Annotated in this window: 16 protein-coding genes; 9 read left to right on the top strand and 7 right to left on the bottom strand. The window is 60.0% G+C overall.

Annotated features, from left to right (window positions below; translation table 11 throughout):
* Positions 1–206: 206 nt before the first annotated feature.
* On the top strand, positions 207–1,565 hold the full coding sequence (locus TBK1r_RS00085; RefSeq protein WP_145206957.1) for a sigma-54-dependent transcriptional regulator: 1,359 nt from the start codon (positions 207–209) through the stop codon (positions 1,563–1,565).
* A 404-nt stretch (positions 1,566–1,969) separates the two neighbouring features.
* Here the strand turns inward: TBK1r_RS00085 and TBK1r_RS00080 are convergent, their stop codons facing one another.
* The gene (locus tag TBK1r_RS00080; RefSeq protein WP_145206956.1) at positions 1,970–2,635 is read right to left on the bottom strand and encodes a carbonic anhydrase; all 666 of its coding nucleotides are present in this window, start codon (positions 2,633–2,635) and stop codon (positions 1,970–1,972) included.
* Positions 2,636–2,994: 359 nt separating this feature from the next.
* On the opposite strand from TBK1r_RS00080, the gene TBK1r_RS00075 reads away from it, so the two are divergent.
* The 6 genes from TBK1r_RS00075 (at position 2,995) to TBK1r_RS00050 (ending at position 11,854) form a co-directional block, all read left to right on the top strand.
* Positions 2,995–5,652, top strand: a complete 2,658-nt coding sequence (locus tag TBK1r_RS00075) for a PSD1 and planctomycete cytochrome C domain-containing protein (protein WP_419580798.1) — start codon at positions 2,995–2,997, stop codon at positions 5,650–5,652.
* 58 nt (positions 5,653–5,710) lie between these two features.
* Positions 5,711–7,105 carry a DUF1501 domain-containing protein gene (locus TBK1r_RS00070; RefSeq protein ID WP_145206955.1) on the top strand — a complete coding sequence of 465 codons (1,395 nt, stop codon included), beginning with the start codon at positions 5,711–5,713 and terminating at the stop codon, positions 7,103–7,105.
* A gap of 635 nt (positions 7,106–7,740) precedes the next feature.
* On the top strand, positions 7,741–8,451 hold the full coding sequence (locus TBK1r_RS00065; protein WP_145206954.1) for a hypothetical protein: 711 nt from the start codon (positions 7,741–7,743) through the stop codon (positions 8,449–8,451).
* A 4-nt stretch (positions 8,452–8,455) separates the two neighbouring features.
* Entirely contained in the window at positions 8,456–9,199 is a 744-nt protein-coding gene (locus TBK1r_RS00060; RefSeq protein WP_145206953.1) for a uracil-DNA glycosylase family protein, read from the top strand.
* Between the two features lie 203 nt (positions 9,200–9,402).
* Positions 9,403–10,806, top strand: coding sequence for an aminotransferase class III-fold pyridoxal phosphate-dependent enzyme (locus TBK1r_RS00055; protein WP_145221845.1), 1,404 nt, complete (start codon positions 9,403–9,405; stop codon positions 10,804–10,806).
* A 217-nt stretch (positions 10,807–11,023) separates the two neighbouring features.
* Positions 11,024–11,854 carry a hypothetical protein gene (locus tag TBK1r_RS00050; RefSeq protein ID WP_145206952.1) on the top strand — a complete coding sequence of 277 codons (831 nt, stop codon included), beginning with the start codon at positions 11,024–11,026 and terminating at the stop codon, positions 11,852–11,854.
* Between the two features lie 16 nt (positions 11,855–11,870).
* Here the strand turns inward: TBK1r_RS00050 and TBK1r_RS00045 are convergent, their stop codons facing one another.
* Entirely contained in the window at positions 11,871–13,478 is a 1,608-nt protein-coding gene (locus TBK1r_RS00045) for a sulfatase family protein (RefSeq protein WP_145206951.1), read from the bottom strand.
* A 496-nt stretch (positions 13,479–13,974) separates the two neighbouring features.
* On the opposite strand from TBK1r_RS00045, the gene TBK1r_RS00040 reads away from it, so the two are divergent.
* Positions 13,975–14,607 (top strand): hypothetical protein, encoded by a 633-nt coding sequence (locus TBK1r_RS00040; protein ID WP_145206950.1) that lies wholly within the window; start codon positions 13,975–13,977, stop codon positions 14,605–14,607.
* A gap of 638 nt (positions 14,608–15,245) precedes the next feature.
* On the opposite strand, the gene TBK1r_RS00035 is transcribed toward TBK1r_RS00040, so the two are convergent.
* Positions 15,246–15,953, bottom strand: coding sequence for a class I SAM-dependent methyltransferase (locus tag TBK1r_RS00035; RefSeq protein WP_145206949.1), 708 nt, complete (start codon positions 15,951–15,953; stop codon positions 15,246–15,248).
* A 109-nt stretch (positions 15,954–16,062) separates the two neighbouring features.
* On the opposite strand from TBK1r_RS00035, the gene TBK1r_RS00030 reads away from it, so the two are divergent.
* Entirely contained in the window at positions 16,063–17,442 is a 1,380-nt protein-coding gene (locus tag TBK1r_RS00030) for a sodium:calcium antiporter (RefSeq protein WP_145206948.1), read from the top strand.
* A gap of 30 nt (positions 17,443–17,472) precedes the next feature.
* Here TBK1r_RS00030 and TBK1r_RS00025 read toward each other — a convergent pair whose 3' ends face one another.
* The 4 genes from TBK1r_RS00025 to TBK1r_RS00005 form a co-directional block, all read right to left on the bottom strand.
* Complete coding sequence (locus tag TBK1r_RS00025; RefSeq protein ID WP_145206947.1) at positions 17,473–17,793, bottom strand: DciA family protein; 321 nt, start codon at positions 17,791–17,793, stop codon at positions 17,473–17,475.
* 9 nt (positions 17,794–17,802) lie between these two features.
* Complete coding sequence (tal, locus tag TBK1r_RS00020; protein WP_145206946.1) at positions 17,803–18,789, bottom strand: transaldolase; 987 nt, start codon at positions 18,787–18,789, stop codon at positions 17,803–17,805.
* A gap of 154 nt (positions 18,790–18,943) precedes the next feature.
* Positions 18,944–20,062, bottom strand: coding sequence for a DNA polymerase III subunit beta (dnaN, locus tag TBK1r_RS00015; protein WP_145206945.1), 1,119 nt, complete (start codon positions 20,060–20,062; stop codon positions 18,944–18,946).
* Between the two features lie 712 nt (positions 20,063–20,774).
* A complete protein-coding gene (locus tag TBK1r_RS00005) occupies positions 20,775–21,884 on the bottom strand; it encodes a helix-turn-helix domain-containing protein (protein ID WP_419580796.1) in 1,110 nt (369 codons plus the stop codon).

The following is a 21,884-nucleotide window of genomic DNA, read 5'->3' as shown; positions in this document are numbered from 1 at the left end:
CGGCAGGCCAGCTCGGCTGGCTAAGTTCGGCGGAGGATCGGCACCGCAAATGCAAGCAGGGTTTGTGCCAACCGCTGCATTTGGTCTGTTTCGCCGTGTTTTGGCGTTCTGGCGCGTCCTCCTCGCCCAATGAACGTGCAAGTGGTTGCACGCGGCGTGCAATCCATTGCAGTCTTTGATCGGCTCGAATCCCCCAGCAACGTCTCATGACAGAACCCGTCCGAATCCTGATCGTTGACGATGAGCCGCACATCCGCAGCGGACTGGCCAAAGGTCTTGCCAAATCGGGAGACGTCATCGACACGGCCGGCGACGTCAATCAGGCGTTGGACAAATTGGAGCGTGCGGAATACCAGGTGGTGATCGCCGACGTCCGCCTGCCCGGCGACCGCGACGGATTGGACCTGGTCTCGTGGATCCAACAACGCTGCCCGGAAACCAACACGTTGGTCATCACGGCACACGGGACGGTCGAGACGGCCGTCGATGCGATGCGCCGCGGCGCGTTTGACTTCATCACCAAACCCGTCGACTTAAATCTGATTCGCCAGCAGGTCGGACGGGCTTTGGACCACGGTCGGCTGCAGAGCGAAAACCGGGTCCTCCGCGACCGGCTGGCCGACGCCGGCGCAATTTCCGAGATCATCGGCAATTGCACGATCATGCAGGAATTGTTTCAGCAACTGCGGCAGGTCGCCGACACCGACGCCACCGTCTTCATTCAAGGCGAGAGTGGCACCGGCAAGGAACTGGTTGCCCGCGCCCTGCATGACCTGAGCAGTCGATCCAGTGGCGAGTTCGTCGCCGTGAACTTGGGCGCGCTGCCCGAGTCGCTGTTGGAGAGCGAGTTGTTCGGTCACGAGAAGGGATCGTTCACTGGTGCCTCACGACAAAAGCCGGGCTGCTTTGAACAGGCCCGCGGCGGCACCCTGTTCTTGGACGAGATCACCGAGATCCCGACCAAGAGCCAAGTCGATTTACTCCGCGTCCTGGAAACCGGACAATTCCAGCGGGTGGGCGGCGAAGCCCTGTTGAGCTCCGATGCCCGCATCGTCTCAGCGACCAACAAAGACCCGCTGCCGCTGATCGACGACGGGGTCTTTCGCGACGACCTGTATTACCGTCTGAACATCGTCCCGTTGGTGATTCCGCCATTGCGAAAGCGTCGCGACGATATCCCGTTGTTGGTCGAACACTTTGTCAAGCATTTTTGCCAGCGGCACAAACGACCCGACAAACAGTTCTCCGACGACGCGTTGGAATTATTGACGGCGGCCAATTGGCCCGGCAACGTCCGCCAGCTCCGCAATGTCGTCGAGCGGTTGGTGGTCACCCATGTCGGCGACCGCATCGATGCGGGCAGTCTGCCGTCGGAGCTGACCGTCGTCCAAGCCGTCGGGCCGACCGAAGTTCGGACCTTGGCCGAAGCGACCGAGTCGGCTGAGAAAGAGGCCATCAAGGTGGCGCTGGTCGCGTGCGGGTTCCATCGCGAACAAACCGCCCGTGCCCTCGGCGTCAGCGTCCGCACGCTGCACTACAAAATGAGTCGCTACGGACTGCACTGATTCTGTCTCAGCTCAAATTTCGCGTAGTGGACGAGGCGACGAGTCCGCTTGCTAGATTCCGTCTCAGCTCAAATCTCGGGTAGTGGACGAGGCGAGGAGTCCCGCGATTAGTTGTCTTGTTCAATTATTAGAATTGTCGGTGGACTCGTCGCCTCGTCCACTACGTCGTGATTCGTTGATTGATTGTTGACAGGTGTTGACTAGGAATGGATTGACGCACGAAGCGTAGTGGACGACGCGAGGAGTCCCGCGAAGCGTAGTGGACGACGCGAGGAGTCCCGCGAAGCGTAGTGGACGACGCGAGGAGTCCCGCGATTAGTTGTCTCGTTCAATCATTTGAATTGCCGGTGGACTCGTCGCCTCGTCCACTACCGCCTACCCGATATTCAGATCTCGACAGAGCACTAGATCGGCGGAAGCGTGCGGACCTGGGCATCGACCGGCAGCGCGATGTCTTGAAGCGGTAAGAATTGAGCCTCGTCGGGGTTGAACGCGAACACCTCACCGGTCTCGAACTTGTAGACCCAACCGTGCAGCTTCAGTTGCCCGCGTCCGATCGCGGCGGCAACCGACGGGTGCGTCCGCAGACTTTCCAGTTGGACCAATACGTTTTCTTCGACGGTCAACGTCAACCGCTTCTCCGGGTCGGTCAGGTGACCATAGTTCTCTTGGACGATCCGGCGCGTCGCCTCGGCGTGCTCCAGGTACGCTTTGACTGCGGGTAGTGGTTCGATCGACTGCGGATCCAACAGCCCCGCCATCGCTCCGCAATGGGAGTGTCCGCAGATCACGATGTCGCGGACTTTCAAAACGCTGACCGCGTATTCGATCGTCGCCGCTTCACCACCGTGAACGCTGCCGTAGGGAGGCACGATGTTGCCCGCGGTCCGCTGAATGAAAAGCTCGCCGGGGCGGGTTTGGGTCAGCCGACTCGGATCGATCCGCGAATCCGAACAGGTCACGAACAACGCCAGCGGGTTTTGTCCTTCGACCAACGTCTCGAACAACTGCTGGTCTTGGCTGAACAGTTCACGCTGAAATTTGTGAATTCCATCGACTAGTTTTTGCATCGTCAAAATCCTGGTTGCGGAAGTGGCTAGACCGCCTGAAAAGGTTCCCGAGAAGCCGGCGCCCGAGTTTATCAAAGATGGCTCGGTCCTGTCGTCTGTAATCCTATCGGAATCAATTCGCTTGTCGGATGTAAGATTTTCGGTCCCCGGGTGAACTATGTTTGGGTCAGACCCTTGTCTGACCTGCCATCGTTCCCTCCGCGAACCGCGAAACGCGAAACTTTGTGGTCCGTCGCGGGTTGGAACACTACCGTCGCTCGTCTCTGTTCCTGCTCGCTCGTCCCGGGAGAAATCCGGTGTTTTTCCAGCGAATTTTGCGATCTGTCCTTTTTTTTGTAAGCGCGGCCTCGCTGGTGGGGGTGGCTGGTTTTGCCGCTGCTGCCGACGATGTTGCCGCGACACCGCTGACGCCCGAGCAATCGAAGTTTTTTGAAACCAAGATCCGCCCCGTGCTGGTTCGCGAGTGCTACGGCTGTCACAGCAAGCAAGCCGGACAGAGCAAGGGGGGGCTCCGGTTAGACACCCAGGCGGCGATGATCGAGGGCGGCGACAGCGGCCCGGCGATCGTGCCCGGCGACCTGGACGCGAGCCTGTTTTTCGGCGCGATCACGCACACCGATTTCGTGATGCCGCCGAAGCGAAAATTGACCGATGCCGAGATCGCCGATTTCCGAACCTGGATCCTCGACGGCGCGCCCGATCCCCGTGTCATCACACCGGTCGAAACGCCCGCGCAGACGATCGACGACGAGATGATCGCTCAAGCCAAGCGGACCTTTTGGGCCTATCAAGCACCGCGCCGCAGCCGACCGCCCGAACCGGACGCCGCCTCAACGCACGCCGCCGCCTGGTCCAAGACGACGATCGATCGTTTCCTGGCGAAAGGACTCGACGATGCCGGATTGCAGCCCGCCGCCGACGCACCGGCGGCAAACATCTTGCGACGACTGTGCTTTGATCTGATCGGTTTGCCGCCCACCCCCGAGCAGCTTGAGTGGTTCACCGCGGCCTACGCCCAGAACCCCGACGCCGCGGTCGCCCGCGTCGTCGATCGATTGTTGGATTCGCATCAGTTCGGCGAGCATTGGGGACGTCACTGGTTGGACGTCGTCCGCTATGGCGAATCGACCGGACGTGAAGTCAACATGACGTACCCGAACGCTTGGCGCTACCGCGACTACGTCATCGATTCGGTCAACGCCGACAAACCGTACGACGAGTTTGTCCAAGAACAAATCGCCGGTGATCTGTTGCCCGCGGCCGATGACGACGAATGGTCCGAGCATCTGGTGGCGACCGGCTTCCTGGCGATCGGCACCAAAAACGTCAACGAGCAGAGCGGCGCCCAATTTGCCGCCGATTTGGCCGACGAACAGATCGATGCCACCACGCGGGTGTTCCTCGGAACCTCCGTCGCCTGTGCCCGTTGTCACGATCACAAATTCGATCCGATCCGCCAAACCGATTATTACGCGATGGCCGGGATCTTTCGCAGCACTAAAACCTTCTTCGGCACACCGCCGTCGCAATATGGCAGCTTCGGCGGTCCACAGCAACGACGCATCAGCAGCTTGATCTTGTTGCCGACCGACGATCCCGATCCGGCCGGTCGTTCTTACTCCCCCGAAGAACTTGAACAGTTGCATCAGGACATCCGTGATCGACAAGCCGAACTCGTCGGACTTCGCCGCGGCGAGAGCGCGACGAGCACCCGCCGGGGCGCCTCGCCCCAACAGATGCGGATTCGCCTGACCAACGAACTCGGCACGCTGTCGGCCAAGCTGGGAGTCGTCGACGAAAACGGACAACCGCGAAGCTATTGCATGGGCGTTCAAGACGCAGACACCGTGGGCGACGCGCCTCTGTTGGTTCGCGGCGAAATCGATCAGCCGGCCGGACGAATCAAACGCGGGTTGCCCGCCGCACTCAGCGACGTGTCGTTTTCACCCAAGCCCGGAGCCAGCGGACGATTGGAATTGGCACGCTGGATCGGCAGCGACGACAACACCTTGGCCGCACGCGTGATGGTCAACCGCATTTGGCAGCATGTCTTCGGCCAGGGTATCGTGCCGACGACCGAAGATTTCGGCATGACCGGAACGGCCCCCTCGCATCCCGAATTGCTCGATCATCTGGCGATCGAATTTATCGAGTCGGACTGGTCGGTCAAAACCATGATCCGTCAAATGATGCTGACGCGGGCCTATCGGATGCAAAGCACCTTTGACGTCGCCAGCCACGAAGCGGACCCGGACAACCGGTTGCTTTGGCGGGCCAACGTGAAACGGCTGAACGCCGAGTCGCTTCGCGACGCGATGCTTGTGATCGCCGGAGAGCTGGAAACCGAGCCGCCGACCGGATCCAAGGTTGCCCAAGCCGGTTACAGCCGTGTCCGCGACGGACAACTCGGCGATCCCCGCGATGCCATCCGCCGTACCATGCAAACCACCTTGACCGGGCGAACCACCTTGACCAGCCGTCGCGGCGGACTGGCGCCGATCTTTGATCGCATCCGAAACGGCAATCCGCGCGAACAAGCGCTGGCCCGAAACCAGCTGCGCTCGGCGATCGGCAACCAACGGATGGCGGAACTCGCCGCCACGGCCTATGACGAAGGTTCGCTGGACAGTGTCTCGGACAATCACCGCAGTGTTTACTTGCCTGTGGTGCGTGACTTCGTGCCACGATCGTTGGACGTGTTTGACTTTGCCGACCCCAGCATGGTGATCGGCACCCGCGAAACATCCAACACGCCCAACCAGGCGCTCTACATGTTGAACAATCCGCTCACGATCCGACTCAGCGAAGCCTTTGCCGAGCGGCTGCTCCAGGAGGGGCGATCGACCAAAGACCGTGTCGAAATGGCGTTCGTCTTGGCATACGGACGCCCGCCGACGGCCGCTGAACGCACCGCATCGCATCGCTTTCTCAGTTCGTCGGGCCTGTTGCCCAAATCGGCGCTCGCCGCATTTTGTCAGTCGCTCTTCGCGGCCGCCGAATTTCGATACCTGAATTAGTCCATGTCATGATCGTGTTGACCCGTTGGGGTTCAACCTCAATCACCTCGGAAATCCAATGTACACACGTCGCGATCTACTCAAACACACCTCGGCCGGGTTCGGTTACTTGGCGCTGGCGGGGCTGGCGTCGCTTTCCCGTTCGTCCGCCCTGGGGGCAGGGGCGGACGTCGCGGCCAACCCGTTGTCGCCCAAACCGCCGCACTTTCCGGCGAAAGCGAAACGCGTGATCTTCCTGTGCATGCAAGGCGGTCCGTCGCACGTCGATACGTTCGACTACAAACCGGCCTTGGCGTCCGACGATGGGAAACGCGGCAAGTACGGTGGCGCGCTGCTCAAGTCACCGTGGCAGTTTCGCCAACGCGGTGAAAGCGGACTGTGGATCTCGGATCTGTTTCCCGAAGTCGCCAAGCACGCCGACGAGATGTGTTTGATTCGGTCGATGCATTGCGATCAACCGGTGCACCCGGGCGCGATGACGCAGATGCACACCGGAACGGCGCAGTTCGTTCGGCCGTCGTTGGGCGCCTGGACGCTGTATGGTCTGGGCACCGAAAACGAAAGCCTGCCCGGATTCGTCTCGCTCAGTCCACCCGCGGGAAGCTCTCGCAACTACAGCAGCGCGTTCTTGCCGGCGATCTATGGCGGCACCAAAGTCGGCGGATCGGGCGGTCGCTTTGCCCAAGCGGCGCGGTTCAATGCCGGAGGCGGCCAGGCGGTGCCGGACATCAGTAACCCGAAACGAACGACCGATCAACAGCGCCGACAACTCGACTTCATCCAATCACTCAATCGCAGCCAGATGCCGGCCGGTGACGGGGCGAACGTCGAAGGCGTGATCCAGTCCTATGAGTTGGCGTTTCGAATGCAGGACGCGATGCCGGAACTGATGGATCTGTCGGGTGAGGATCAGCGCACGATTTCGATGTACGGTGCCGATTCCGATCCGACGCGGACGTTCGGACGACAGTGCTTGCTGGCCCGTCGCTTTGCCGAAGCCGGGGTGCGGTTCATCGAAGTCACGCACGGCAATTGGGATCAGCACGCCCGTTTGACCGAAGACCATGCCGCGCGGGCCGAGGCCTGCGATCAACCGATCGCGGCGCTGTTGGCCGATTTGAAACAACGCGACATGCTCAAAGACACGTTGGTGATGTGGGGCGGCGAATTCGGACGGACGCCGTCGGCCCAAAATGGAGATGGCCGCAACCACAACAACAAGGGTTACACGTTGTGGATGGCCGGCGGCGGCACCAAGGGCGGTTTCAGCTACGGGGCGACCGACGAACACGGATTCGAAGCGGTGGAAAACCCGTGCCATGTCCATGACTGGCACGCCACCGTGTTGCACTTGCTGGGTCTGGACCACACCCGCCTGACCTATCGGTATGCCGGACGCGATTTCCGATTGACCGACGTTTACGGGAACGTGGCGACGGATATCATCGCTTAGGTCACCTGCTGGTGTGCAGGCTTCAGCCGCCCATTTCGCTGCTCCGCAGCGACCCGGATGCGCCTCAAGGCTGGACACCAACACGCGCTGGTGTGCAGGCTTCAGCCGCCCATTTCGCTGCTCCGCAGCGACCCGGATGCGCCTCAAGGCTGGACACCAACCTGCGCTGGTGTGCAGGCTTCAGCCGCCCATTTCGCTGCTCCGCAGCGACCCGGGGATGCGCCTCAAGGCTGGACACCAACCTGCGCTGGTGTGCAGGCTTCAGCCGCCCATTTCGCTGCTCCGCAGCGACCGGGGGATGCGCCTCAAGGCTGGACACCAACCTGCGCTGGTGTGCAGGCTTCAGCCGCCCGTTTCGCTGCTCCGCAGCGACCCGGATGCGCCTCAAGGCTGGACACCAACCTGCGCTGGTGTGCAGGCTTCAGCCGCCCGTTTCGCTGCTCCGCAGCGACCCCGGGATGCGCCTCAAGGCTGGACACCAACCTGCGCTGGTGTGCAGGCTTCAGCCGCCCGTTTCGCTGCTCCGCAGCGAGGGGGCGATCACCCCGACTTGCCAAGTCGCATGCCTGCCGGTCAGACTACGGACCGCGTTCGATCACACCCGCATCCACCCTCCTCGCGAATTCGCTTGCGTCATGGACGGCATCACCGAGCCCGTCGTTTTGGTCCTCGGGCATCCCATTGCCGGAAACCCGGCCCAGTTTGCCCTCGAGCGAGCCTTCGCGTCGATGGATGTCGGCTGGCGGGTCTTCTCCTGTGACGTCCCCCCGGACCGCATCGACGAAGCGATCGCGGGGGCCGAAGTGCTCGGCTTTCGCGGATTGCTGCTGGACCAAAATCTGGTCACCCGTCTGGACGAGGGGGCTGAGCGGTCCGATCTGTACTGGCGGGGAAACCCCTCGGAGAGCCGATGGCACACCGAAAACGTTCTGTCGACGTGGCTGGAAACCGAAATTCGCAAGCACTTCGAATCACTCGAAACGGAAATCGGACCGCTGCTTTGGATCGGAACCCCCGATCCAAGTTTCCCCTCCAAGATCGCTTCCGAACAGTCACACTCTCCGATCGCCTGGGCGTCGACCGAGGCGATCGAGCACGCCCGATTGATCGCGATCGCCGAAACAGTCGACGTGTCCCAGTGGCCTCGCTGCCAGAACGCGACGCTGGTGGTGGATTTTGCCAACCCGGAAAACGACCTCGATCAAATCCGCTCGCTCGGCTACACCGTCCTCGGCCGCGAACAAGCGCGGATCGGCATCCTGCTCGAATCCATCCAGCGCTGGACGGGAAAGCAACCGATGGTCGACGTGTTGAACGAAGCGATCGAAGAGTACCTGGCGGTCTGATCTGATGACAAACCGCAACGCGACAAACAGCAATGTTCGGGCACTCGTCCGGGCCGCACGGGAGCTTTCTGATTCGGTCGACCTGCTTTCTTTCGCCGAGCCGGTCACCCACGTCTACAATCCGCTCGCCTACGCCTGGAAATCTCACCAGGCCTATCTGGGGCAGGTCAGCGAGGACGTCAAGGTTGTCCTGTTGGGGATGAACCCGGGACCCTGGGGAATGGCCCAAACGGGAGTCCCATTCGGTGAAGTCGCCGCGGTCCGCGACTGGATGCTGATTGACGAGCCGGTCGGCAAACCCCCGATCGAACACGAAAAACGCCCGGTCGAAGGATTCCAATGCCAGCGAAGCGAAGTCAGCGGGCGTCGCTTGTGGGGCCTGTTTCAAGAGCGTTTCCAAACGCCCGACGCCTTCTTTCAAGACCACTTTGTGCTCAATTACTGCCCGCTGGTTTTCATGGAAGAATCGGCCCGCAATCGCACGCCCGACAAACTGCTGCCGGAGGAACGTGAACGGCTCACTGCGATCTGCGATGCGCACTTGCTGACCGTGATCCGCACGCTGGACCCGGATCACCTGGTCGGTGTCGGCGTCTATGCCGAAGCCTGTCTCAAGCGGGCTGTCCAGGTCGAAGGCTGCCGCGCGAACGTGACTCGCATCCTCCACCCCAGCCCCGCCTCGCCGGCATCGAACAACGATTGGGCGGGCAAGGTGACCAAACAATTGGAAAAGGCAGGGGTCTGGTAGCCGCTGTGGCTAGTATTCCGCCGCAGCACATTCTTACGTTCGAATCGTAGCGGAAGCCGCCAACGGTTTGTTGATTGAGTCGCTGTTCCCAATTCAACGCATCGTGTGACCCAAGGCTGAACCTGTTGCCCGGCTTTGGTTACATTACTGCCGACGTGCCTTTCTGTCCTCTTTCACCGACGATCACCGCCGAGCTGACCTTCGTGAGCCAATCCGCCAACGAATCGACCGAAACGGTCGCTGATGCCCTTCGAAACGACCCCCGCCTCGCCCAAGCCAAACGTTTGGTCGCCGAAGCGATCGGTGATCATGCCAGTCGATTGTCGGTGCGTCCCTCGGCCGAATCTTTGAAATCCACCTTCGCCGATCTGATCGACCGATTGTCGGCCGTTCGCGGCGGACCACCGATCTGGCCCTACCTGTCCTCCGGTCTCGGCCGCGGTGCCTACGTGGAACTGGCCGACGGCAGCGTCAAATTGGATTTTATTTGCGGCATTGGTGTCCATGGCGCCGGCCACAGTGACCCCGGTATGGTCGCCGCGGCGATCGATGCGGCGATCGAAGACACGGTGATGCAAGGCAACTTGCAACAGAATCCGGCCAGCGTCGTGATGATGGAAAAGCTGACGGCCTTGGCCCAGGCGTCCGGGGCGGAGCTGCCGCATTGCCTGCTGTCGACCAGCGGCGCGATGGCCAATGAAAACGCGCTGAAGATCGCGATGCATCACAAGACGCCCGCCGATCGCGTCCTGGCGTTCGACAATGCCTTTGCCGGACGCACCTTTGCGATGGCGACCCTGACCGACCGACCGAACTATCGCATGGGATTGCCGCTGACGTTCCCGGTCGACTACTTGCCCTTTCGTGATCCCGCCAATCCCGAGCGAAGCACGCGCTGGGCGGTCGATGAACTGCATCGATTGTTGAAACGTCATCCCGGACGCTATGCCGCGTTCTGGGCCGAGCCGATCGCCGGTGAAGGCGGCTATTACCCCGGCAGCCACGAGTTCTTTACCGCGCTTTGTCAGCCGCTTAAGGACGCCGGCGTGCCGATCATCTTTGATGAAGTCCAAAGCTTCTCCAGGACCAGTCGCCCCTTCGCGTTCCAACATTACGGGCTCGACGCGTTCGCCGACATCGTCACCGTCGGAAAGATCACCCAGGTCTGCGCGACGCTGTACAGCAGCGAAATGAAACCGACCGGCCCGATCCTCAGCCAGACCTTCACCGGAGCGACCGCGTCGATCGCCACCGGGATTGAAATGCTCAATCGCCTTGAAAGCAATAATTGTTTCGGACCCTCGGGCCAGAACATGCAATTGGCGTCCTCGTTTCAAGACGCGCTCGCGAGCCTGGCAACAAAGTATCCCGATCTGGTCCGCGGCCCGTATGGCGAAGGCATGATGGTGGCGTTCACCCCCGGTGATGGCAGTTTCGACTTCGCCAAGAAGTTGATGATGCACCTGTTTGACATCGGCTTGCTGGGGTTCGTCTGCGGCGGCGACCCGACACGCATCCGGTTTCTGCCGCCACCGGCAACGACGACCCAAGCACACATCGATCACGCCATCGAGCTGCTCGACCGGGGACTCGCCACGCTGCCGTAGTGCTTGGTCGCTGGGGTTTCAGCACCCGTTGGTGTCTAAATTCCCTTTCGCTGCGACGCAGCGAAAGTGGGCGGCTGAAGCCCAATACCACCGCGTCTACCCGTGCGATTAGTAGCTGACCCCTTGTCCTGCCTGCCCGAAAGCTTGACACGCCGGGACCAAAGGTTGTTAAACTTTTGGTCTCCTCGCTTCTGTTTCCTCTTGGCGGTGAACTTGCTTGAACGACAAGACGAAAGCTCGGCCGATGACGGTCGACGATCTGCAAGATCTGTACGGTGAATTGCGCGGCAGCCGCTCGGCGCCGGCGATCATGGACGCGCGAGCTTTTTTTCTCGAGCGACAGTGGGCCGATTCACACACGAAACTGAACGAGGCCTACGAAAAATACCGCGAAAGCAGGCAACGGATCCTTCGCCAGGATCCCGAAAAGGAAGTCGACGCCAAAGCCAAAGATCGTGATCGACAGGTCAGGCGTCTGCAGCGGAAACAAGACAAGGCACGCGAGATCATTCAAAAATTCGAATCGTATCTCCCGCAACTAGAACGGCTGGCGGAGAAAGAAAAGGCCAAGGAAGAAAGCAAGGCTGCGACGGCCACGGTCACCCCCGCCGAGCAACACGCCGAGCAACATGCCGAGCAACATGCCGAGCAACACGACGACGACGCGTCCGACGTTCAAGACACGCCGCCGGTGGCGCAGGATCGCCAAATCGTCAGCAAGGACTCCATCGACGAAGCATTCTTGAATCAGTTTTCCGTTCTGATCGGTGACCGACAGCTCGAGTTTGTCAGTGGCCGGTTCGATTTTCAACCGCTAACCGATCCCCAGGATGTCATCTCAGACGCCATCTATCTGCTTCGCAAGGGCGACCGCTGCATGATGATTCATGCCGAGACCCTGCCCGATGATTCGGGTTCCGATGACAGCGCAAAACTGTTGTGTGTCGACATCGCCAAGGCCAAAAACCGTGTCGAGCTTTCGCCCAACGCCATGGTCCGGCTCAGCCAAAAACGAAAGCTCGTCCTCCTCCTGACCAAAGTGGGGTAAGCATCCTGCTTGCCATTTAATCCGTAAACGGTGATCGTTCAAACACGACGTCGTCGGAAACCCGCGGATCACCGGTCTGTTCCAGCTGCGACATCAGTCGCTCATGCAATGCCTCGCGGGTCGCACGATGGTTTACATCCGTTGCCAAGTTGACCATGCAATGCGGGTCGGCTTGGATGTCGTACAGTTCCGCCTCGGGACGTTTTCCCACCGCATATTGAAACGATTCCGGATCCTGATCGCGATGCATCACCACCCAAGCTTTGGTGGGGCTCGCATCGAGATCGCCAAACGCGCTGAACGTGTTCTCGCGCAGCAACTCCAGCGACGGCATCGGACCGTCTGGTCTGCCGTATCCTGCCGCATCACCCATCGGCCAACGGTCGGGCGCGAAATTGATGATGTACAAGTACTGATCGGTGCGTATCGCACGTTGCGGGTACGGTTTGTTGCCCTCGCGTGCTTTGGCGACGTGCCGTTCGCGACCGGTGAAGACGGCATCTCGCGTCGGGTCGACCTGTCCGCCTTGTTCACTCGCAAAGACGTTCAGCAATGACTTCGCCGTCATCACATCCGGAACACGCTCGCCCGCGGCTTCCAAGAACGTCGGTGCCAAGTCGGGCAGCGAGACGAAGTCGTCGACGACACGACCGGGATGCTTGATACCTTGGGGCCAACGGATCGCCAGCGGTACGCTGGTCCCCAAGTCGTACAGATTGCATTTGCCGCGGGTGACGCCCGGAATCCCGTGGTCGCCACTGACCACCAAGATCGTGTTGTCCAGTTGTCCGATGCGGCGCAGTTCTTCCAGGATCACACCCAGCGATGCATCAAACGCCTGGGCTTCTCCCAGGTAGTCGGCAAAGTCTTCGCGGACGACGTCCACATCCGGCAGATACGGCGGCAGCTTTCCCTTCAAGTCGTCCGGGTCGATTCCCCACAGTGTCTTGCCGCTTCCGGCGATCCACTTTCGATGACAGTTTGTCGGCCCGAACCAATAGCAAAACGGTGCGTCTCCATCGACCGCGCCGTCACCGTCGGCGTCCAAGAACGAACGAACATTGTTGCGGACTTCATCCAGCAACGCCGCCTTTCCCGCCTCATGGTCCTCAGCCTTCATCGCGTTCTGCGAAAACCCGTTGAACTTGCGGCCGTGATTGTTGAACGAAGTCCGTTCGGCACCGTGGGGCGCATCGCGGGGTGAACCCGGCGACCAGACCTTGTAGGTATGACCGATGCGATAACCGGATTGTTCCAGGATCAGTGGGTAAGCGGGATTGGAAAAGTCCCAGATCGCACCCTGCAAGATCGACGCCCGACCGCAGCGCCAGAAGTGCTGACCGGAAAGCAGCGAGCTGCGACAGGGGGTGCATGACGGCGCACTGACATAAGCCCTGGTGAACAGGATGCCTTCGGAGGCGATCGCGTCGAAGTGGGGTGTCGAGATGACATCGGATGGGCCACCGGGCTGAAGCTTGGCGTAGGCACTGGCGTATTTTCCCCAGTCGTCGGCAAAGGCCATCACGATGTTCGGCCGCTCGGCGGCGCCGCATGACGGCGTACTGCACGACAGGGTGATGCACGCGATGGCCGTCGCCAGAGCGAAGCGAACGATTCGATTCATGTTGCAAGTTCCTTGATAGCCGGAGGGAATCATGGTGCACCCGGATAGAGTCTCTCTGGATGATCGGCGCTGGTGCGTCGTGGGCGGGAGGGCGTTCGTCGCTCGCTGAATCAGTCTTCTAAGAATAAATCCGAAAGCAAGAGCGGCAGCGTTGGAGCGAAGGTCGGAGTCACGGTTGAATGACGATCATGAAGATCAATCATTTTGGTTTCCTACGAAGACTCTCACCATTGTAACATCGCTGCGGTGCTCGATTTCAACACCACTCGGGATTTCGCTATTCACCAGCCGCACGATCATCACCGCAAGCGGGCTGTTGATTTAAGGAACGCATGCGTTAGCTGGGGGCCACGCGCCGCCCCTCGCTTACGCGTTGGGCTAAGATCGTCGCGCTGAATTCAGAACATCGACTAAATCGACCGCCCGAGTGGGGATAGCAGCTAAAATCGATATGGACGTGACCCATTGCCTTTGGCCGACAGAGTGAACCGCCGACATGCCTTGGCCGACGACACGCGGAATGCGGAACCTGATCGGCGCCGAAGCCGATTTGGTGCGGGGGGCGATCGGGATGATGACCGATCATCTCGTCGCCGAGCTGCGCGACGGCGAGCCACCGTGGACGTACGCAGTGGATTGGTTTGACCAGTGGGACGGAGATCAGCGACTGTGGTTACTCGAGCGGGTCACCGCGGCGCTGTTGGGAGCTAAAATCATCGAGCCGTCCGCGGCGATGTTTGATGCCACGGTCGACGCCATTTTCCATGAAGTCAACGACCTGGTTGAAATCGAAATCGATCATGGCTCGGCCGACGATTCGGAACGCTCGTGGCGACAGAGTGTGATCGATGCGTTGCAATGCCAAACCGATCGGCCGACCACGATCGCCGCCGACAGTCTCGATCAACAGGCTTGGCAAACCACGATCACTCAAATTGCCGATGCGATCTTGGGAATTCGGCTCTATCAGCGGGCGGAATACTTTCGTGACGCCGACTACGAGAAGACCGCATCGTTCCTACGTGACCGAGGATTACCCGATGACTACCTCACCCAAATCCCACCGCTCCGAACGATCGATCAAACGCAGTGGTCGATCGATCGCATTCAAGCGTACGTGTTTGACTAAAAGACAAAAACGATCGAACGCTCGAAGCGCCGATCCTTGGGAGTCGATCGCCTTTGGATGTTTGAAGTGCACCAATGAGATCAAAACGCGGCGTGCACCGCGGTGCCGATGAACTGCGTGCCAAAGACTCCTGAAGCGGATGGTTGGGAAAAGCGACGGTGGACGATACAAGCGAGGGTGGTGAGCGAGTGCAACAAACGCTACGGCTGGATGATGCCCGGAGGACGTCGATTGTATTACTGACGAATTACTTAACGTACCGCGTTGTGGGAACGACTCGCGAGCGTCAACCGCTCCTGCGGCCCGCAACGCCAGCGGCGTGCCACATCAAAGCTTGGGGTCGCGCCCGCGCACCCCAAGTTCCGGTCGCCAACAGGCCGCCAACCCCAACGGGGTTGAACAGAGCAACACGATTCGCCCGATTCACGCCGCCGTTTGCGCACCCCGGATTGTGCCGCGCCGTTTGTTGAACCCCGCTGGGGTTCCCCTGTCCTCTGCGCCCCCACCCGGAGTGCGCTTCGCGACTCCGGGCTTTGTTGTGGCACCGCTCTGCGGTGTGCACCGCTGAGCGGAGCTTGCCCAAAAGTCGTTCAGTAACACGATCGACGTCCCTCGGGATACTCGGTTCGCTCACACCTTCATGCCGCTCGCAGTTCCATCACCCGGATCGGGTGTTCGGGGTCGTCTTTCATTTCCAGCTTGTGTTCGGTGTAGGTCCAAGGACGCTTGCCGATCCACTCGCTGAACTCATTGGCGATGATGCGGTACGGATCACTCAACAAGACCACGCCGCCGGGAGCCAAATGATCCAGCAAGCATTGCTCCAGCTCCGGCCACAATTGACGCAGGTAGGTGACGTCGCTGCCCAGGATGATGGGGAATTTTCTGTCCAGTCGATCGATTCCGAATCTCAACCGACGGATCTCACAACGGTCCGCGATCGGGTGACTGCTCAGCCGGACCAGATGCAGGGGGTCTTCCACTCCATCGGTCAGCGTCACTTGAGCACCCCGGAGCGCCGCGGAGATGCCCGCATGCCCGGTTCCGCAGCCCAATTCCAGCACCGATTGACCGTCCAGTTGCAGAGTCTCTAAAAAGCGGTCCAAACCGGACGCCGCCCGCCAGGTCGCTGCCCAAAACGGGTCGATGACGCCGGTTTCACCGTCGTCCTGCCGTTTGCAAGCATCGATCAGCATCGCATCGGGGTCGGCTGCGACCGCAAGCGGCCAGGTTTTGTCCGCGATCGACGTGTCTTCCCAGCGCCAATCGAGCACTCCGTTGGCGGTGGCGATCAGTTCGGCGGGCAGATCCGCGGGGTGGATTTCTGTGGTATCGGTGTGTGTCATGCGTGCAATTTAACATGACCGTGTTTTCCTGCGCCCCATCCGCAAACATTTCGCTCCCTACTACACTTCGTTTCGTCCAGCCACCGTTCCCGCCCATCTCGAGAGTCGATTGTCTGCTTCCGCCCCGTCTGATTCTCCCCCCTCCGATACCCGCTTCGGCCTCGCCGTCTGGGTCACCGCCGCCTGCTTTCTCGGGCTGTGTGCCAGCTACGGATGGGCGAGTCTGGCTCCCGCGTCGGTTGCCGCTAACCTGACACTTGCGGTGTTTCAAATCACAATGATTTCGATCGTGATTTGGCAAGCGTGCGATCCGTTCGCCGACGCCGCACAGTATTTGGGCGAACAGTGGCGGATCCCCAGTAGTGTTCGCGGTGCGACGTTGGACGCGGTTGCCAGCTCACTGCCCGAACTGTTCACGGGTTTTTTCTTTGTCCTGTATGCCATGAACGCTTCGGTCCTGGCCCCGCCGGGGGAACCCGGTCTACACGCCGGCGAGGGATTTGGGGCGACGATCGCGACCTGTGCCGGATCGGCGGTCTACAACATGATCTTGATCCCGGCGTTTTGTGGCATCGCCATCGCGTTGACTCGGCACCGAAAACCGATCATCGAAATCCATCGCACCGTGATCACCCGCGACGGGTTGTGGTTTCTGGTCTGTGAAATTGTGCTGGTCGTGTTTCTGTTCAGCAAACAACTCTCCTGGCACCTGGCGGCGATCTTACTCGCCCTCTATGGGGTGTATTTGGTCTGGCTGTGGATCGATGCCCGCAAGTACCGGATTGCCCGATCGGTGGCGATCGAGACGCTTCAATCGATCGACAAGCCCAGCGATCAACAGATCCAATCCGCCCTGACCGAGCATGGGATCAACGCAACGCCGAGTCTGATCGACTATGTCGCTCGCGAGCTGCGGGGTGAGAGCGATGACGAGGAAGGTGACGACGAAGTCGACTCGGCCGGCATGTTGTTCGGGCGGATCCAAATCCCGCTTCGCCCGTCGATCTCCTACAGCCTGTTGGTCGGCTCCACCGCGATCACCGCGATCGCCTGTTACTGGCTGGTAGAAGTCACCGTGTCGATCGCCACCACACTGGACATCCCGGTGTTCTTTGTCGCCGTGATTGTTGCCGCGGCGGCTAGCAGTGTTCCCGATACGTTGCTGTCCATCGGAGCGGCCAAGCGTGGCGATGACGACGGTGCGGTCAGCAACGCCTTCGGATCCAACATCTTTGACATCTGCATCTGTCTGTCGCTGCCGCTGATCGCCGGCATCTTTCTCAACAACGGCCAACCGATCGATTTACTGATCGACGGCAAGCCGATGCCGGGTTTATTCGGTCTGCAGGTCCTGTTGCTGTCTTTGACCGTGATCACACTGGCAATTCTGTCGCACCGGTTACAACTGACACTGCGAAAGTCGTTGGTCTTGGTCGGCTTGTACCTGGTGTTTATCGGCTACGCGGTGTTGGGCTCGCTGGGGTTTTAACCCGATACCGCAAGCTGGAAGCTTACGCCACTATCGGGTCAGCACGGCGAAGCGGATGTCGCTGATCTTGGCGTCGGGCAACTGTTTGGCGATGTGCTTGATGATCGTTCGTTTTTGAAACGTCAATTCCTGGATCGTGACCGAGTCTTTAGCAAACACTTTGAGCACGCCGCGATTGAGTTTGCCGACGGTGACTTCGGCCGCCAGATCGTTGCCGACGGCCGCCGCGATCGCTTCGTGGAACCGGTCGGTGGCCGCGATTTGTGCGTACCCGCGTCGCGAGATCAATTGGCCGACTAGCGAGCCGATCGATTGTACGCGGGGTTTCGGCGGATCCGGCGGTCTATTCATCGGTAACGTTTAAACAGCAGCCTCGGCTTTTTCGCTGATCATCGTTTCCAGCTTGCGGATGTCGGCGGCAAAGCGACGGATCCCTTCGGCCGTTTTTTCGGTCGCCATGGCATCCTCGTTCAATTCAAACCGAAACGTGTTCTCATCCATGGTGACCTTTTCGATGTCGCTCTGCTTGGCCGCCGCTTCGTCGAGTTTCTTTTCGATCGGGTCGGTCGACGCTTGTAGTTCCGCCAGCAGATTGGGGCTGATCGTCAGCAGGTCACATCCGGCCAATTCGATGATCTGGCCGACGTTACGGAAGCTGGCGCCCATGACTTCCGTTTTGTAATCGAATTTCTTGTAGTACTCATAGATCTGCCCGACCGACTGGACGCCTGGGTCATCGGCACCGCTGTATTCCTGTCCGGTCGACTTCTTGTACCAATCGTAGATACGACCGACGAATGGCGAGATCAACTGCACCTTGGCTTCGGCACAGGCGATTGCTTGAGGCAGCGAGAACAGCAACGTCAAGTTGCAATGAATGCCTTCTTTCTCCAGCACCTCGGCCGCCCGAATGCCTTCCCACGTCGACGCGATCTTGATCAGCACGCGGTCTCGCTCAATCCCTTCGCCGGCATACTGGTCGATCAGCCGCTTGGCCAGCTCGATGGTGCCCTGGGTATCAAACGACAGTCGTGCATCGACTTCGGTGGACACCCGCCCCGGAACGATCTGCAAGATCTCCTTGCCGAACAGGATCAGGACGCGATTGAGAATGCTGTCGATGCGTTCTTGCCCGCTGAGCGATCCACCGGCGTGTTCGTCGATCGCTTGTTCGATCAGGTGAGCGTATTGCGGTTGGCCCGAAGCGGCCAGGATCAGCGACGGGTTGGTGGTGGCGTCTTGCGGCGCGAACTCCCGCATCGATTCGAAGTCACCCGTGTCGGCGACCACTTTGGTGAACTGTTTGAGTTGATCGAGCTGACTGGCCGGATTTGAAACGTCGTTCACGAGCGCTGTTCCCCTGAGTGGAATGGTCTTGGTCCGTTAGATGATGATTCTGTCATCGGTAGCCTAGCATGGCCGCCTTCGGAGCACCAAACCGTATCCGTCCCCCATCCCCGCCGTTCGGGGGTAACGGCCGATCCTGCCCCCCAATCGGCCTTTATCGATCTCGTGACATCGGCATGATCACGTACGAATAGCCATCGTCGGTGGTCATCAAGGCCGGCGAGGCTCCGGATTCGATCTCGATTTGAAAACTCTGCTCGCGGTCGAGCACCTTGCAAAAATCAGCCAGGTAACGGTGGTCCATCGTCAGTGTGATCGGTTCGCCGTCGTACGCGATCGGCAATTCGATTTGCGATTGCCCGACATCCTTGGTGCTCGCTTCCAGTTTCAACGTTCCGTCGCCGAAGGTGAAATCGATGCCACGACTTTCTTGGTCGGTCACGATCGCCGCCTGCCGCAGCGCCGCGAACACCGGACCAACGGTCAGGTCCAATTGAACCGCGTCGTCGCGTTTGGGGATCACTTGCCGCCACGTCGGATAACGCCCTTCCACGAGCCGTGAATAGATCACCGCCGTTTTGGTTCGCAGCAACAAATCGCTTTGCCGCGCCGCGACATCCACCGTGTCTTCGTTTTCGTCGACTGCCCGTTCCATCAATTGAATCGCCCGCGTCGGCACGATCGTGCTGGTGCCGCTGGTCTCGTGCCCGCCGATCGATTCGCCTTCGCCCTGCATGCTGGCCAGCCGACGTCCGTCGGTTCCCACCGCCGTGACCGAATTGCCACTCATCTCCAACAGCACACCCCCAAGGGCGAATCGGCTGTTGTCGGTGTCGGTGGCGAAGACGGTTCGACGCACCATCGAACGGAAAAACCGCGTCGAGATCACGTGGTATTTCTCTTCTTCGAATGACACCACCGGCGGAAACTCGTCCGGGTTGCTGCCGGGCAACCGAAACTTGCTCCGCGCCCCGCTGACCTGAATCCCCGAATCATCGGTCTCCAACGTCAACGTCTCATCGTTGCTTTCTCGCAGGATCGCCATCATGCGTTGCACTGGCAGCAGCGCGGTGCCTTCGGTTTCAATCTCCACCCCTTCCTCGACTTCCAATCGGATCCCGACTTCCATATCGGTCGCGGTCAGTGTGAGCTTGCCGCCCGACGCGGTGATTTTCACGTTCTGCAAGATCTCCTTGGGAGACCGAGCCGGGGCGACACTGGCCGCCAGTGAAAAGGCATTCGTCAGGGGTTCACGCGAGCAAGTTATCTTCATGGATGCAAAGCAATCGGCTGGAGGAGCGATTTACAGGCTCCATGTTTTAACGCAATCCGTCGGTTTCGGCAGCATGGCACCACGAGCCGTCCACGTTTCATCCGATGGGTTTTTATTCTGGTTAGATGTATTTATTTATCGTCGTTATCGTAATCTTTCCGAAGATGCCGTCAGTGGATCCCATTTGGCAGCAATAAGTACCTTCGCCAGAACCACTTACGCGACACAGGGGTTGGTGGAAAAGCCGTCGGAAATGTGTCGGTCCAATGTCGGGGAAGTCGCCGGTTGCTGACAGTGGCCGACAGCGTGGTAGGTAGGGATCGATTCGATCAACGATTCGGTCATCCGGGTACCGACGGGGCACCAACGCGTTTTCCACTTCCCAGCGGCCAAGAAAAATCGAGAAAGAAGGCCGGCAACGGGGCGAGCAGGCCGCACAGTTCCCAAAGTCACCCACCCTGTCAGGGAGGGTCAAGCGCAGCGAGGGGACGCTTGCAGGCTGGCTATCGTACGTGTGCCTGGGCTGCTATCGATCGATCCGTTGTTCGAGGAGCACAGCAACAGAGAACACCCACAGATGGCAGCGCGAACCCACGGATAAAATGCAGCCTTGGTGATCCGTGGGTTCGCGCTGCCATCCGTGGGCTCATTCACATCCGGCTCAGGGGCAACGATCCAATCAGATCCACTCGAAGACAAAGGTCGGCAGACCCTACGCGGCCAGCTTTTCGGTGGCTTCGACCATCATGCGACTCAGGTCGGCGTCCTGCTGCAGCAACGTCTCGGTCTTGCGGATCGCGTGCAAAACCGTCGAATGATCTCGGCCGCCAAAGTACTCGCCGATCTTGTCCAGGCTGGACGAGGTGAATTGGCGGGCCAGCAACATCGCCAATGATCGTGCACGGACGACGGATTGCTTTCGCGAACCGCTTCGCAGGTCTTTGGTGCGATGTCCCCAGATTCGGGCCACGATACGGGTGATCTTTCCCAAATCGATTTCGCTGCGTTGGCCCGCCGCGTTGATCGCCGATTGAACCGCCACGACATCGGCCGCGGATTGATTCATGCGACAATACAAGTCGACTTGCTTGATGGCGGAGTCGAGTGCCAGCACCGAAATGTCGGTCCGTAGCCCGGCATCGAGCAACCCGATCAAGTCGTCGGACAGTTCCAGACCGCGAAGCAAGGCGAGTTCGCGAAGAATCGTCAATCGCGATTGGCCGGTCGGGTAAGCGACCGGGATGGTCAGCCCGATCACGCACCGACTGGCCAGTTGGGGGCGGATCGCGCGAGTTTCCGAAGGCAGCCGTTTGCTGGTGAAAATCGTCGGCTTTCCCGCCGCAATCCGCCGTTCGATGCGAATCGACAATTCATCTTGAGCGGCCATCTTTCCGGCGATCGAATCCAGATCATCGATCACCAGGATCGCGGCGTCGTCGAGCGACTCACGAAGCGGTGGCAAATCGTCCGCCGAAACCGCTTCGGCATACTCGCGGGCAAAGTCCGACGCCAAGAAATACTTGACGGCCGTGGCGTCACCACCGAGTGAAAGCGAGGCGGCGATGCGAGCGGCCAAATGCAACGCTAACGTCGTTTTGCCGCATCCCGATGGACCGATCAACAAGACCGGTTGCGACATCGCGATCGTCGGTTCCGACTGAGCCACATAGGTCGCCAATCGGTTCTCGTCACCGCTGATGAAGAACGACAGCGACGCCGCCGCACGGCTCCGCGCCAGTTTCGCATCACGCGACCGTTGGCGCAACAACGGGCGCTCCAACGGAAACGTTTCGATCTTCGGGGTGGCGGGAGACAGGTTCAC

The organism is Stieleria magnilauensis (assembly GCA_007753675.1).
Taxonomy (GTDB): Bacteria; Planctomycetota; Planctomycetia; order Pirellulales; family Pirellulaceae; genus Stieleria; species Stieleria magnilauensis.
The sequence above is the reverse complement of the archived record's forward strand: the minus strand, read 5'-3'. Positions and strand labels throughout refer to the sequence as shown.

Excerpts from the sequence above, each read along its gene's own strand:
- TBK1r_RS00085 (WP_145206957.1), top strand. The coding sequence starts at position 207 with ATGACAGAACCCGTCCGAATCCTGATCGTTGACGATGAGCCGCACATC.
- TBK1r_RS00080 (WP_145206956.1), bottom strand. The coding sequence starts at position 2,635 with ATGCAAAAACTAGTCGATGGAATTCACAAATTTCAGCGTGAACTGTTC.
- TBK1r_RS00070 (WP_145206955.1), top strand. The coding sequence starts at position 5,711 with ATGTACACACGTCGCGATCTACTCAAACACACCTCGGCCGGGTTCGGT.
- TBK1r_RS00065 (WP_145206954.1), top strand. The coding sequence starts at position 7,741 with ATGGACGGCATCACCGAGCCCGTCGTTTTGGTCCTCGGGCATCCCATT.
- TBK1r_RS00060 (WP_145206953.1), top strand. The coding sequence starts at position 8,456 with ATGACAAACCGCAACGCGACAAACAGCAATGTTCGGGCACTCGTCCGG.
- TBK1r_RS00045 (WP_145206951.1), bottom strand. The coding sequence starts at position 13,478 with ATGAATCGAATCGTTCGCTTCGCTCTGGCGACGGCCATCGCGTGCATC.
- TBK1r_RS00040 (WP_145206950.1), top strand. The coding sequence starts at position 13,975 with ATGCCTTGGCCGACGACACGCGGAATGCGGAACCTGATCGGCGCCGAA.
- TBK1r_RS00035 (WP_145206949.1), bottom strand. The coding sequence starts at position 15,953 with ATGACACACACCGATACCACAGAAATCCACCCCGCGGATCTGCCCGCC.
- TBK1r_RS00025 (WP_145206947.1), bottom strand. The coding sequence starts at position 17,793 with ATGAATAGACCGCCGGATCCGCCGAAACCCCGCGTACAATCGATCGGC.
- dnaN (WP_145206945.1), bottom strand. The coding sequence starts at position 20,062 with ATGAAGATAACTTGCTCGCGTGAACCCCTGACGAATGCCTTTTCACTG.